We start from the raw sequence: 13,436 nt of genomic DNA, 5'->3' as shown, positions 1-13,436 counted from the left end.
TTTAGAGGAGTGATGAAAAGTGGATAAACTGAATCCTCAGAAGGTATTTGTACAATATAGAGATACTATACGCCCCTATGAACCTATTATAAATAGAAAGTATACGATTACCCACTCAGATACTACCGCCGAACTTTTTGTCTTTGTAGCTGAAAACTATGCAGAAGATCAAATCACCTCCATGCGTGACGAGGTAAGAATTGCTTGGAATAAGAATAGGGAGGGATTTACTTTAATAGGATCTGTATTAGTATCTGGTGATGGTGTAAAAGGAAATGCTGCCATTAGAAATAAAATCTTCTATAATGAAATGCCCACAGCATTACAGGCTCTACGGCGGGCAGATCGCTTTTTATTTGAGATAGACCCCAATCTTGATAGTACTCCGGTATTGATTCATTTTATTTCTAATGACCCAATGTATGATAAAACCTACGATTTTGGAGCTATTGGCAACTACAAATAGATGTATAATAATGCGATAGTCACAGCATTGCAGGCAGCTAGATTAGTAGATACACTTCAAGGGGCTGGACCATTTACAGTATTTGCACCAACTAATGACGCTTTTAGTAAGTTACCAGCAGGGACATTAGATACCTTGTTAAAACCTGAAAATAAACAAATGTTAGTAGATATCTTAACTTATCATGTAACACCAGGCAAGATAGATAGCAAACAAGTAGCTAAACTCAATGGCCAAGAAATTAAAATGGTAAATGGAAAGCCAGCCAAGATACAAGTGAAAGATGGCAAAGTTTTTATAGACAATGCGCAAATTATTACAACAGATATTATGGCAAGTAATGGTATTGTTCATGTCATTGATGCAGTTATTTTGCCTAACAAATAATAATAGAAATACCTCCAAGTATATGGATAACTTGGAGGTATTTTTATTTAAAAACTATAAAGTTTTACCTTTATTATACAGCATACAGATATAACATTTACAAATAATAGATTTAGAAATAAAACCAATTATATAAAGAGAGGGCGTATAATAATGGACTTACATTATGCACAAGGAGAGGCTATTTTTACAAAAGTAAATCAAGTACCTCGGCAATATCCTTATCTAACAGAAGATATAGAAACAGAAGTTGTAGTTATAGGTGGCGGGGTAACAGGTGCGATTGTAAGCTACTATATGAGTGAAGCAGGTATTAGATGTACGTTGTTAGAAAAATCACGTATTGCTCATGGAAGCACCAGTATTACAACTTCTTTGTTGCAATACGAGTTAGATAGTAATGCAAGAGAACTAGAACAATACACATCTCTACAAAATGTTGTTCGTTCTTATAAGTTAGGCTTAAAAGCACTAAAAGAGATTGATAACTTTATTCAGGTTTATGGGAATCAGTGTGAGTATGCAAAAAGAGATACACTTCTTTACACCAACAAACAAGCAGAAAGTGCACAAATGGAAGAAGAGTATAAGGTGAGAAAGGAGGCTGGATTACCAGTAGATTTTATAGGTAGTGAAAATAATCCTTTTAGTTTTGAATTAAAGGGAGGTGTTTATTCACATGAAGGAGGGGCTCAGCTAGATCCCTATCAATATACACATCAACTACTAGAAGTAAGTGCTCAAAAAGGATTAAACATTTATGAAAACACAGAGGTTATTAAAATCAACTATTTAGCAGAAGGGGTGGAACTAGAAACAGTTTATGGACACAAGGTTAAAGCTAAGAAGGTGATCTTAGCCACAGGATATGATACAGGTAGGTTTAGTAATAGAAATTTTGGTACGAAGACAGTAACGTACAATATAGCAACAAAACCAGTAAGTACCTTAGAGGGATGGATGAATAAGGTACTCATTCGCGATAATAATGATCCTTATCACTATTATCGCACCACACAAGACCATAGAATCTTAGCAGGTGGTGAGGATATACCTTTTAATCCTGGTATATTTGATGAACAAGCAGCAGATGAACGTTATGATCGATTAGAACAGAAGATAAAGGAGATGTTCCCTAATATACCGGATATTGAAAAAGAGTATACCTATTGTGGTGCATTTGCATCTACTCAAGACAACTTAGGTTTTATAGGTCCAGATACAAAACATCAGCATCTTTGGTACTGCTTAGGATATGGAGCAAATGGTATCTTATTTGCTATATTAGGTGGGCTCATGCTCTCTAAGCTCTATAAAGGTGAAAAGGATGATGACTTAGACTTATTCAGAATAGATAGGTTTGATGGTAGGGGTATGTTTTAGTTCGAGTAGAATAGAGCCTATAAGTGGAAATAAAATATTAAGGAGAATGACTATGGAAAATTTAGATACAATAAAACTACTTCAAGAATGTGATGCAGGTACTAAAATGGCAGTTGCTTCAATTGATGAGATATTAGAGAAAGTTACAGATACTCAGATGAAACACTTATTAAGTGAAAGTAAAGCCCATCATGAAAAGATAGATTATGAAATTCATCTATTATTGGCAAAACAGAAAGGGCAAGAAAAAGAGCCTAATAGTATTGCAAAGGGAATGTCATGGATTAAAACGAACATGAAAATGAGTATGGATAATAGTGATGCTACTGTTGCAGACCTTATTACAGATGGATGCAATATGGGGGTAAAATCCTTATATAAATATCTCAATCAGTATAAAGCAGCTGATCAGAAAGCTCAGGATATTTGCATACAACTAGCTTCTATAGAAGAAACGTTAGGCAAAGATCTTCGTAAATACTTATAGGTAACTTATTTTATTAAGCTATTCATAAATATTATATCGAAGGCATATATCTTACAAGAAAAGACAAGCTTAATATAAGGGGGATTGTATGGAACATTATGATGCAATCATTATAGGGGCAGGGGTATCAGGTTTAACATGTGGTGCACTCTTAGCAAAAAGGGGCCTTAAAGTAGCACTCTTAGAGGCCCACTCTAAGCCTGGTGGTTCTTGTGGGATTTTTAAGNAAATATTATATCGAAGGCATATATCTTACAAGAAAAGACAAGCTTAATATAAGGGGGATTGTATGGAACATTATGATGCAATCATTATAGGGGCAGGGGTATCAGGTTTAACATGTGGTGCACTCTTAGCAAAAAGGGGCCTTAAAGTAGCACTCTTATAGGCCCACTCTAAGTCTGGTGGTTCTTGTGGGATTTTTAAGCGAAATGGTGCAATTTTTGAACAAAGTGCGGCAATGCTATATGGTTTCAACGAAACAGGCTTTAATCCACATCGTTTTGTATTTAATGTATTAGAAGAACCTATTACAATGGTTAAGCATAAGGCATTATATGCTGTTCATTTTGGTTCAGAGCGTATTATCTTTCATGAGGATGTGGATGCATTTATTAAAGAGTTAGTACGCGTATTTCCCGATGAGGAAAAAGGATTACACGCTTTTTATCAGGATATGGGTGATCTTTATCAAAAGGTGATTGCCCAAACACCTTGTTTTATCCCCCCGGATGTGGTACCTAAAGAACAAAATTTTGCTCAATTTAAACAACATCCTTTTAGCTACATTAAATTTTTAAGTTACCTTAATAAAAATGTTAAGTCCCTTTTAAGAAAATACTTTAAGGGAGAAAAAATACTAGAATTTTTTGATAAGATGACCTCTACCTATTGCTATGCTACAGTAGAGGAAGCGCCAGCTGTGCTTGGATCAGTCATGTTTGTAGATAACCACTATGGTGGCAGTTATTATCCAGGCGGTTCAACGCTTCATTTGGTAGGGAAATTAGAAAAGGTCATTGAGACGAATAAGGGAGATTGTTATTATAACCAAAAAGTTACCCGTATTTTAGTTAAAGAAGGCGCCGCCTATGGTGTCACCACACATACGGGAGAGACTTACTTTAGTAATCATATTGTATATGGTGGGAACATATGGTCACTTTACGATACTTTATTAAAGGATGAAGTTTCTCCTAAAACATTGAAGTGGGCACAAAGTTTAGCCCCTACATATCCTTCTGTTGTATTTTTTGCACAAGTAGAAAAATCTGTTATTCCCAAAGATACCTTACCTATTGAGATGTTTATTACAGAGAAAAGTCATATTGCTGAGAGTGAACTTACTATGTATCTTTTAAGTCTAGATGATGAAACACTTTGCCCACCAGACGCTCATGTACTTGTTGCTATTGGACCTAGCTTTAGAAAATGGCCGCATTCAGATGAGTCTGCTTATCATTCTCCAAGTTATGAAGTACAAAAAGAGGAAGAGATAGAGCGTATCTTACAAATTTTCGAGAAGCGTTTTCCAGGTTTTTCTAAGCATTTATGTCATTTAGAACTGGCAACCCCATCTTCCTTAGAACGTTATATACTTAAGCATGAAGGTGCTGTTGCAGGTCCGAAGCAAATGTTGGGACAGCATATGTTACGTCGCCAGCATACCTTAACGTCTATTAAAGGGCTTGTATGCTGTGGGGAGGGTACGGTAATGGGAACAGGCACACCAGCTGTTACGGTGTCAGGGATTGGAGCAGCTCATGTGATACTGGAACAATTAGGCCTCCAACCCTATAGTAGTAAGGATTGTAAAGCTAATTATGTTACAATTGTTCCACCCCCATTTAAACAAGAACAGCTTCATATGAGTACAGTGAAAGAAGAAGACGACCTAGCCCATTTAGCTCTTAAATGTCAATTTTGTGAACAGCCTAGCTGTGAGCAAGGATGTCCTATACATATGCCTATTAGTGGCATCTTAAGAAGAATGGCTGTTGGTAACTTTGTAGGTGCATATAGACAATTACCAGAAGGTCACTTTCCATGCTTATCTTGTTCAAAGTGTGAGTGTATGTCAAGTTGTATTACTTCCACACAAGAGTATCCAGTTCCTATCCATGCACTCCTTAAGGGTTTAAATGAATGATGAGAAGATTAATCATTCTTATAGAAAAGCAAGTTATTCAAGGAGTAAGAGATGCACGAACGATTCTCATTATGCTTGGAATGCCTCTCCTTTTTATAGGAATCTTGAATTTAAGCTTTTCAAATATGGAGCCTATGTCTGAAAAGCTTGACGCAGTAAGTCTAAAATATGCAGTAGAAGAATCCGTTTGGCATACAAATGCTTCGTATCTAGTAGAAGGTTTAAAATCAGTTTATGATCAAGTAACACCTTTTGAGAGAGCAACCTATCATCCTTATGAAGATATTATTTTAAGATTTGACCAAGAAGGTGCACTTTCTATTTACTATAATAATACACTCAAACAGGATACTCTTGATCTTGTTCGTTTTATCAATTTATTAAAGGAAAAAACAGATGCATATACAACATCTACTATTTCAAAACATTTACTTTATCCAACTCAGAGGGATGGGATTATTCAGTATTATGGGATTACACTTATTACACTGACTGTTATGTTTGGGAGTGTTACAGGAGCCTATAGTATGATTAAAGAACGTACAGATAAAACTTTCAAACAGCTAGAAAGTGTAGGTCTTTCTACAAGGAACATAGTGATGGGGAAATGGATAGGAAGTGGACTTCTTCTTATTCTAGAAATTCTGTGTATCATGGCATTGAGTCATAGGATATATGGTATCAATTGGGGAGTTTATCCGTTGATGCCACTACTCATTTTAAGTAGTCAAGGACTTTTTGCCATTAGCTTAGGTTTAATGATGGGTTATAGGTTGAAAGATACTAAAAGTGCTTGGCTTATACTCCTAGGCATGATTATGTTTTGGGGATATTTAGGAGGGGCCTTTATTCCTTTGGGGCAGATGAAGCAGCTTAGCTTATATCCTCTTACATTTTTATCTCCATTAACCTATACCAATACAGCTTTATTTTCAAGTATCTATGAAAAGGAGTATAGACTTGGATGGATATTAATCCTTATACAAAGTATTATAAGCTTCATACTTCTTTGGCGTACCAGCTATGAATTGGAGGTGAGAAGATGAAGGCATTTGTTCTTGCTATCAATCTTTTTAAAAAGGCCTTAAATCATAAGATACGCCTATTCATTTATGTTTTTATACCTGTTATTGCCTTATATTTACCTCTATTATTTGGGCATTTAAATAAATCTAACATCACCTCTATTGGTGTTTGGGACCAAGATTGCTCAGTAGCTTCTAAACAACTTATAAAAAGACTTGAAACAGACTATCATTTTTTTATTACGCCTTTAACTTCCCAGCAGATAGAGAAGGCACTGGTTACAGAAGAAGTGCAAGTAGTCGTACATATTCCAGCAAACTTTCAAGTTTCACTACAATCAAAAACACCTTTATCTTTACATACTTTTTATACTAAAGAGAGCGTAGAAGAGGTATTAGTTGGGCAAATTCTAGGGACGCTAACCTCTACAGCCGCTCTGTTTTCTAATGGTGAAAAAATTAAGCTTTATGAGACCAATGATCAATCCAGTATCCCTTCTAAGAATGTAGGATTTACTATGATTTTAATGAGCCTAATGACTACAACGGTATTAAGCGGTATGATAGAAGAACGTAAAAATTTGATTTATCATCGTATCTTGAGTACATCAACTTCTTATTCTACCTATTTAAAGGGGCATCTTCTATGGATAAGTGGGCTAGGTATGTTTCAAATCATTTTATTAGTAGTACTATGTAGCCTTATTCCCCTTTCTTATCCTATAGCATTGGGACATTTAGTTTTCTTACTGGTATTAATGTTAGTGATTTCCTTGGCATTTGGTGTAGTACTTATTGCATTGAGTACCACACAAGAACACTTAGCCCTTTTAAATATGCTTATTATTTTACCCAGTGCCATGGTATCAGGTTGTCTTTGGCCTACCTATTCTATGCATCCTATACTTGAGCAGGTAGGTAAGTACTTTCCTCAATATTATCTAATGGATATCGCCATTAAGCTTGAACAGAATCAGCCTTATAGTACATGGACAAAGAGTTTGGTACTACTTTTAATAGGATGTATCATACTATTTACAATAGGTAAAGTGACACTAGAAAGGCAAGGTGTTAAAGATTTTGGATAATATTATTTCTCTTTCTAAAGTAACCAAGTATTATGGTCATCATTGTGCTCTAAAAGAGATTAGCTTTCAAGTTAAAAAAGGTAGTCTATATGGGTTACTAGGGCCTAATGGTTCAGGCAAATCTACACTTATTCATTTATTAAGTGGATTATTACCTTTTGATAGTGGAGCGTGTAGACTTTTTGATATGCCTATTCAAACCAATAGACAGTGTATTCAAAAACAAATGGGTATTGTTCCTCAAGAATATGCGTTGTATGAAGATTTAAAAGCTATAGAAAATGTAATGCTTTTTGCCAGGCTTTATGGACTAGACTATAAGCAAGCTAAAGCAAAAGTAGAAAATGCACTGAAAAAGGTTAACTTATGGGACGTACGTAATGGTTTTCCGTACACTTTTTCAGGAGGAATGAAAAAGCGCCTTAATATTGCATGTGCCATTGTTCATGAGCCTAAACTTCTTATTATGGATGAGCCAACAGCTAGCCTAGATCCCGTATCTAGAGATGATCTTTTACAACAAATCAAGGATTTAAATAGACAAGGCTGTAGTATTTTATATACTTCACACTATCTAGAAGAAGTAGAACTCCTTTGTGATCATGCGACAATTTTAAATAAGGGTATGGTTTTAGCAGAAGGGAGTATTCCTAAAATCAAGCAGCTTCTACCTTATACTCATCAAATAAGTCTTTTAATAGATGGATCCATAAGAAATAGTTTAGAGATATTTACAAGACAGCTGCCTATAGCCTTTGAACCAACCCTATCCAATCACCATAGAATAGTGGCAAACTGTAATGAACCTGCTAAAAACCTACCACTCCTAATGATGCAATTGCAAAAGCAAGGAATGGGTATACTAGATCTTCAAATTTCGCCTCTTTCATTAGATCAAGTGTTCTTAAAACTTATCCATTCTCATGAATAGAAAGGTATTAAGCCTTACTTTTTTTATTTTCATTTGTAAATGCCTTGTGGTAAATATTAGGTTTATTGTATAGTGAGTAGGAGTAAAAGAAGAGAGGTCAATAACATGGATGGAACAAAAAGAAGTCATATTAAAATAGGGGCAACAGTTCAAGTTGTTCAAAAGCAAGATCAACGCACAGGGAAACTGACAGAAGGTATAGTGAAGAGAATTCTTACAAATTCTCCTGAACACCATCATGGTATCAAGGTAATGCTAGAGAGCGGCATTGTAGGAAGAGTAAAAGAAGTATAAGTTATAGAACTAGATTTTAATGGTAAAGAGGGTATTATAGGGCATATACTACTCAAGAAGGAGATGATTCTAATGGGGACAGTTGTTTTATATGCATCAAAAACAGGTTTTACTAAAAAATATGCTGAGTGGATTGCAAAGGGACTAAAATGCCAGGCTATACCACTAGATAAGGTAGATCAAGCAGCTATAGATCAAGCAGAGGTGATTGTATTTGGTGGTGGGATTTATGCGGGGAGGATCAATGGACTAAAGAAGATGCAAAAGTACCTTGCCAAATGGTCTAATAAAAAGTTCATTGTTTTTGCAACAGGTGCAGGATCAGAACAGACTGAAGAAGTGGAACGTGTAAAGTCAAGTAACTTATCACAAAACCAAGACATACCTTTCTTCTATTTTAGAAGTGGATTGAACTATGAAAAAATGGGCTTTAAAGATAAGCTTATGATGAAATGTTTTGTGACCATACTTAAGAAGCAAAAGAATAAGTCCGAAGCAGATCAAAAAGCCTTAGAAGCCATGGAAAAATCCTATGATGTATGTGATCAAGCAAAAATTAAGGACTTAATAAATTGTGTAAATAGAGTATAATAAGATTAAATAAAATAGAATATGGTACTATTAAAAGGTGTAAGTATTTCATGTGATGTACTGTATCTATTAAGAAAGGAGGAAAACATATGGAAAATAAGCAATACATATGTCCAAAGTGTGGGAATGAACATTATGAATCTGATCAGTTTCAAGCAACAGGTGGTAACTTTGCAAAGATTTTTGATGTACAAAATAAGAAGTTCATCACAATCAGTTGTAGCAGATGTGGGTATACCGAGCTTTACAAAGCCGAGTCTAGTGATGGATGGAATATCTTAGACTTCTTAATTGGAGGCTGAGCCCATTAACCCATAAGGCGTCAATAATCTATAAGGGATCTACTCATATTGCCTAGTTTGGTAGGTATTTAAGTAGATCTTTTTTAGTTGGAGTTTATTATTGATGAACCAGTACTTAACATGCTAAAGTGTATAAATAAGTATTCATATAAAAATGAAACAATATCTTAAACTGAGGAACGTAAATATGCAATTATATTTCAAGGATTTTTGCCTAGATTGTAGTAAGATTCATATTGCCGATTTGGTGTTAGAAGCACATGATTATACTTTAGGACATCACCATGATTTTTATGAGTTTTTTGTCATTCTTGAAGGAATCTTTGTTCATGAATGGGATGGGCAAAGGCAGCAAATGAGTAAGGGAATGTATCAAGTATTAAAGCCACAATGTTTTCACCGTGTTTATGCTCTTGAGACGGCCCCTAATAGATTACGTAATATAGCTATAGAAAAGCAGTACTTTGAGTCTCTTATTCAGCCTGTTGCCAAACTCATAGGTAGGAAAATGTGGGAGGTAGATGAGTTAGGTACAGGCGCTTTTGAACAATTTGAAAGTAAAAGTCAGAAGTTGATTCAACATTATGAAGCGGAGTTCGCCTCTTATGTTGTAGAAAGTCTACTGATGGACCTTTTACTTCAAAAACTTTATGAGGGCGATGAAGAGAGAAAAGGTCCAAGTTGGCTACAAGCAGCCTGTAAGAAGTTAGAAGAAGGACAGCTTATGGAAGAAGGCCTTCAAGCTTTTCTTACAAGTTGCGGGAAAACTCAAGAGCATGTAACCCGTGTGGTTAAACAGTATTACCAGATGACGCCTACAGAGCTGATCAATGCCCATAGACTTAAATACAGTTGTACACTTTTGACCACCACCAAGGAATCTATTGTCCAGATTGCTTATCAATGTGGTTTTAATAGTGTGGCCTATTTTAATAAACGATTTAAAGAAAAATATGGTTCTACCCCTACCCAATACAGGGAACGTTATAGAAAAACATTTTATTAAAGAAATATCAATATAGTATAAGGCATATCAACCAAGAGGGAGATATGTCTTTTTTTTATAGCTATAATAAAGACAGTTATTTAGAGGTGATTACATAATAAAAGGAGTAGAGCTATGCAAAAAGAAAGACTATTTGAAGCCGAATTAGCTTTTACAAAAGCGTATCAAAAGTATCAGGCAGCACCTAAAGCATTAAGAGAGGCTGCTTGTATGGAAGTACAAATGCCTTATACTTTAGGGGCACGTAAAGAAGGGGACTATTTTGGAGGAAGATTTAAAGGGAATCGCATAGGCTTTTATCCCCTTGTCATTGGGCAGGGTGTTGCAGATGGCTTTGATAAATTATGCTATTGTTGTGATGTTAAAGGTTCTTATGCCATTGTTGAACAAATGAAAGCGTCCAATGAATATAGTGAAATAGAGATACAAGAAGCGTTAGATGCCATTCGCTTTTGGGAGCAAGAAGAAACCTATCATCATATTAAAGAAGCTTTTCCTAAGGACTGGCACCAACATTTAACAGAAGATACTTATATGACCGCAATTGGCGCTGTTTATCCATTGTATCGTATAGCAGGGGCACACTTAGATTTTAAAAAGCTTACTCGACTTGGTTTGCAAGGACTTATTGATGAAGTTGAAAAGGCAAAAGTGAGTACCAAAGATGAAGAGGCATTAGCGTTATATGAAGGTATGATAAAGGTTTTAAAAGCCATGCAACAACTAGCTAAATCCCGTGCTCATTTACTCAAACAAGAACTTCTACAAAGTGATGAGACAGAAAAAGAACGTTTAACACTGATTATTCACTCCTTAGAACATATTAGTGAAAAACAACCTCATTCCTTCCATCAAGCGATGCAACTTTGTTTACTTTATGGTATTTGTGCAGGTACAACAGAAATTGCACGTATGGATGACTATTTAGGCACATTCTATGTAAACGATTTACAAAAGGGGATCTTAACGAAAGAAGAAGCAAAAGCCTATATCATCAACTATTTTGCAATTTATGAAGAAAGCTTCCAACGTGATACCCGTTGTATTATTGGAGGCTATGGCAGAGAAGATGAAGAGGCAGCTGACCAACTCGCACTGGCTATTTTAGAGGCTATTGATGGTAGACAAATTTTATATCCTCAAGTGAGCTTAAGATATTATAAAGGGATGAATGAAGAGGTCTATAATAAAGCTTTAGATGTACTGGGTAAAGGCAATACATTCCCTATTCTGTACAATGATGATTTGAATATTCCAAGTACGATGCGTGCTATGGATGTTCCAAGAAAAGTAGCTGAGCAATATGCTTTCTTTGGATGTGGTGAATATATGCTTGCCAATAAGAGTATTGGTACACCGAATACCTGTTTAAATATGCCAAAAGCGCTTGAACTTGTATTAAATGAAGGTGTGGACCCAGTAAGTGGTAAGCAAATAGGGCTAAAGATGCCACCGATTACTGAGACGACTACTTTTGAAGAAATGATGGACCGCTATAAAGCACAGATAGATTTCTTTACAGACTACTGTGGGAAGGTCCAAGAGCTTGTTTATAACAAATGTCGTGAACAAAGTAATTTCTTACTTCTAAGTATTTTACATGATGACTGTATCAAACGTGGGAAAGGACTTTTTAATGGGGGATTATACCACTTAGGAGGGACTGTAGAGACTTATGGCAATATTACGGTTTCAGATTCCTTAGCCGCAATCAAAAAGGTGGTCTATGAAGATCAAGCCTTTAGTATGAAAGACCTTGTAAAAATGATACAAGTAAACTTTGAAGGATATGAAAAGGAAAGACAGCTTCTTGTAGCAGCACCTAAGTATGGTAATAATAGTGATTTAGCAGATGAGATGGCTGTTGAAGTCCATGAGCATGTTTGTCATAGTATTCGCAATCAACGCTTTAAGACCAATCTAGACTCTTTACTTGTGGTCATGATTAATAATAATATGAATGTCTTACTGGGTAAACGGGTGGGTGCTACACCAGACGGGCGTAAGGATGGTGTTTATCTGTCTAATGGAAATGCAGCTTATTCAGGTATGGATAAAGAAGGAATTACAGCCTTAATGCAATCCTTAGTAAAACTAGATACTTCTATTCATGCAGGTGCCAATACCAATCTTAAATTCTCTAATGCGTTATTTAACGGTGAAAGGGAAAAGTTTAAATGCCTATTAGAAACCTACCTTGAACTGGGCGGTCAACAAGGTAATATTTCTGTGGTAAACCAACAAGACTTGCAACAAGCACTTATAGAACCAGAAAAGTATCAAAATCTTATGGTACGTGTGGGTGGATTCTCAGCGAGATTTATTACCTTAGATCCAGAGACACAACAAGAAATCTTAGCACGAACAGCTTACTAGGAGGGACTATGACAAGTTATATACTCGACATCAATCGTTGTAGCATTTATGATGGACCAGGCCTTAGAACAAGCATCTTTTTGAAAGGATGCCCCTTAAAGTGTAAGTGGTGTCATAATCCAGAATCTCAAAGCTTCTTACCCGAGCTCCGTTATATGGAGGCAAAATGTATAGACTGTAGACAGTGTGCTCTTGCCTGTACACAAGGGGTTCATCAGTTTATAAGCCAAGAGGGAAAACTTCAACATAAAGTGGAACATGGGCAGTGTATCCAGTGTGGTGCATGCATCAAGGCTTGTCCGACGGGAGCGTTAGAGCAAGTTGGAAAAGTCATGACTGTAGAAGAAGTCATGAAGATTGTTAAGGAGGACTTACCTTTTTACAAAAAATCTAAAGGTGGCGTGACCCTTTCAGGTGGAGAACCCCTGTCCCATCCAGATTTTGTCCTTGAAATACTAGAAGCTTGTGGCCAAGCAGGCATTCATAGATGTGTAGAAACAAGTGGATTTGGAAAAAGAGAAAATCTTGCACGTATTGTAGATCAAGTAGACCTGTTCTTATTAGACTACAAAATAACAGGTGAAGTAGCCCATTTAGCTTACACAGGTGTCTCACCGAAACTGATTGATGAAAACATGAACTTCCTTAGGGAAAAAGGTAAAAAAGTTATCTTAAGATGTCCCATCATTCCTGGGATTAATGATACAGAAGCACACTTTGATGGGATCATACAAATGGGGCAGCATTATACCAATATAGAATCTATTGAGCTTCTACCCTATCATAAATTAGGGGTATCTAAAGCTCTACAAGTAGGAATGGGGCAAGAAACTTTTAGAGAGCCTACTAAAGAGGAAAAACAAAAATGGCTTACGTATTGCCAAGCAAAAGGATGTTCAAACATACAGATTAACCTATAGTGGTTTTATCAAAAGCTGGTCTATAACTTCG

Annotated in this window: 16 protein-coding genes; all 16 read left to right on the top strand. The window is 36.0% G+C overall.

The annotated features are described in order from the left end of the window. The first annotated feature begins 19 nt into the window (after window positions 1-19). Window positions 20-466: a staygreen family protein gene (locus BN2390_RS07090; protein ID WP_053983660.1), complete on the top strand. Its 447-nt coding sequence runs from the start codon at window positions 20-22 to the stop codon at window positions 464-466. After that, the gene (locus BN2390_RS07085; RefSeq protein WP_082238661.1) at window positions 467-853 is read left to right on the top strand and encodes a fasciclin domain-containing protein; all 387 of its coding nucleotides are present in this window, start codon (window positions 467-469) and stop codon (window positions 851-853) included. 153 nt (window positions 854-1,006) lie between these two features. Then, window positions 1,007-2,236, top strand: coding sequence for an NAD(P)/FAD-dependent oxidoreductase (locus BN2390_RS07080; RefSeq protein WP_053983659.1), 1,230 nt, complete (start codon window positions 1,007-1,009; stop codon window positions 2,234-2,236). 52 nt (window positions 2,237-2,288) lie between these two features. Next, the gene (locus BN2390_RS07075) at window positions 2,289-2,723 is read left to right on the top strand and encodes a hypothetical protein (RefSeq protein ID WP_053983658.1); all 435 of its coding nucleotides are present in this window, start codon (window positions 2,289-2,291) and stop codon (window positions 2,721-2,723) included. Window positions 2,724-2,811: 88 nt separating this feature from the next. Then, on the top strand, window positions 2,812-2,997 hold the full coding sequence (locus BN2390_RS07070) for an FAD-dependent oxidoreductase (RefSeq protein ID WP_053983657.1): 186 nt from the start codon (window positions 2,812-2,814) through the stop codon (window positions 2,995-2,997). A 15-nt stretch (window positions 2,998-3,012) separates the two neighbouring features. Continuing rightward, window positions 3,013-3,111, top strand: coding sequence for an NAD(P)-binding protein (locus tag BN2390_RS21355; protein WP_082238659.1), 99 nt, complete (start codon window positions 3,013-3,015; stop codon window positions 3,109-3,111). 72 nt (window positions 3,112-3,183) lie between these two features. Continuing rightward, on the top strand, window positions 3,184-4,872 hold the full coding sequence (locus BN2390_RS07065) for a phytoene desaturase family protein (protein WP_053983656.1): 1,689 nt from the start codon (window positions 3,184-3,186) through the stop codon (window positions 4,870-4,872). Continuing rightward, the gene (locus BN2390_RS07060; RefSeq protein ID WP_053983655.1) at window positions 4,869-5,918 is read left to right on the top strand and encodes an ABC transporter permease; all 1,050 of its coding nucleotides are present in this window, start codon (window positions 4,869-4,871) and stop codon (window positions 5,916-5,918) included. The genes BN2390_RS07065 and BN2390_RS07060 overlap by 4 nt, the downstream gene beginning before the upstream one ends. Further along, complete coding sequence (locus BN2390_RS07055; protein ID WP_053983654.1) at window positions 5,915-6,985, top strand: ABC transporter permease; 1,071 nt, start codon at window positions 5,915-5,917, stop codon at window positions 6,983-6,985. The genes BN2390_RS07060 and BN2390_RS07055 overlap by 4 nt, the downstream gene beginning before the upstream one ends. Beyond that, window positions 6,978-7,916, top strand: coding sequence for an ABC transporter ATP-binding protein (locus BN2390_RS07050; protein WP_053983653.1), 939 nt, complete (start codon window positions 6,978-6,980; stop codon window positions 7,914-7,916). Before BN2390_RS07055 ends, BN2390_RS07050 begins: the two co-directional genes overlap by 8 nt. 105 nt (window positions 7,917-8,021) lie before the next feature. Further along, the gene (locus BN2390_RS07045) at window positions 8,022-8,210 is read left to right on the top strand and encodes a YwbE family protein (protein ID WP_053983652.1); all 189 of its coding nucleotides are present in this window, start codon (window positions 8,022-8,024) and stop codon (window positions 8,208-8,210) included. A 72-nt stretch (window positions 8,211-8,282) separates the two neighbouring features. Beyond that, on the top strand, window positions 8,283-8,801 hold the full coding sequence (locus tag BN2390_RS07040) for a flavodoxin domain-containing protein (RefSeq protein WP_053983651.1): 519 nt from the start codon (window positions 8,283-8,285) through the stop codon (window positions 8,799-8,801). Between the two features lie 89 nt (window positions 8,802-8,890). Continuing rightward, on the top strand, window positions 8,891-9,103 hold the full coding sequence (locus BN2390_RS07035) for a zinc ribbon domain-containing protein (RefSeq protein ID WP_053983650.1): 213 nt from the start codon (window positions 8,891-8,893) through the stop codon (window positions 9,101-9,103). 187 nt (window positions 9,104-9,290) lie between these two features. Next, complete coding sequence (locus BN2390_RS07030; protein WP_053983649.1) at window positions 9,291-10,109, top strand: helix-turn-helix domain-containing protein; 819 nt, start codon at window positions 9,291-9,293, stop codon at window positions 10,107-10,109. 114 nt (window positions 10,110-10,223) lie between these two features. Then, window positions 10,224-12,485, top strand: a complete 2,262-nt coding sequence (locus BN2390_RS07025) for a pyruvate formate lyase family protein (protein ID WP_053983648.1) — start codon at window positions 10,224-10,226, stop codon at window positions 12,483-12,485. 8 nt (window positions 12,486-12,493) lie between these two features. Then, window positions 12,494-13,405: a glycyl-radical enzyme activating protein gene (locus BN2390_RS07020; RefSeq protein ID WP_053983647.1), complete on the top strand. Its 912-nt coding sequence runs from the start codon at window positions 12,494-12,496 to the stop codon at window positions 13,403-13,405. Window positions 13,406-13,436: the final 31 nt, after the last annotated feature.

The sequence above is a fragment of the Niameybacter massiliensis genome, assembly GCF_001282685.1.
GTDB lineage: Bacteria > Bacillota > Clostridia > Lachnospirales > Cellulosilyticaceae > Holtiella > Holtiella tumoricola.
Note: the sequence above shows the minus strand (reverse complement) of the source record. Positions and strands in the feature narration are given on the sequence as shown.

Coding starts and splice junctions, on each gene's coding strand:
- BN2390_RS07085 (WP_082238661.1), top strand. CDS start 467: ATGTATAATAATGCGATAGTCACAGCATTGCAGGCAGCTAGATTAGTA.
- BN2390_RS07080 (WP_053983659.1), top strand. CDS start 1,007: ATGGACTTACATTATGCACAAGGAGAGGCTATTTTTACAAAAGTAAAT.
- BN2390_RS07075 (WP_053983658.1), top strand. CDS start 2,289: ATGGAAAATTTAGATACAATAAAACTACTTCAAGAATGTGATGCAGGT.
- BN2390_RS21355 (WP_082238659.1), top strand. CDS start 3,013: ATGGAACATTATGATGCAATCATTATAGGGGCAGGGGTATCAGGTTTA.
- BN2390_RS07065 (WP_053983656.1), top strand. CDS start 3,184: ATGCTATATGGTTTCAACGAAACAGGCTTTAATCCACATCGTTTTGTA.
- BN2390_RS07060 (WP_053983655.1), top strand. CDS start 4,869: ATGATGAGAAGATTAATCATTCTTATAGAAAAGCAAGTTATTCAAGGA.
- BN2390_RS07055 (WP_053983654.1), top strand. CDS start 5,915: ATGAAGGCATTTGTTCTTGCTATCAATCTTTTTAAAAAGGCCTTAAAT.
- BN2390_RS07045 (WP_053983652.1), top strand. CDS start 8,022: ATGGATGGAACAAAAAGAAGTCATATTAAAATAGGGGCAACAGTTCAA.
- BN2390_RS07040 (WP_053983651.1), top strand. CDS start 8,283: ATGGGGACAGTTGTTTTATATGCATCAAAAACAGGTTTTACTAAAAAA.
- BN2390_RS07035 (WP_053983650.1), top strand. CDS start 8,891: ATGGAAAATAAGCAATACATATGTCCAAAGTGTGGGAATGAACATTAT.
- BN2390_RS07030 (WP_053983649.1), top strand. CDS start 9,291: ATGCAATTATATTTCAAGGATTTTTGCCTAGATTGTAGTAAGATTCAT.
- BN2390_RS07025 (WP_053983648.1), top strand. CDS start 10,224: ATGCAAAAAGAAAGACTATTTGAAGCCGAATTAGCTTTTACAAAAGCG.
- BN2390_RS07020 (WP_053983647.1), top strand. CDS start 12,494: ATGACAAGTTATATACTCGACATCAATCGTTGTAGCATTTATGATGGA.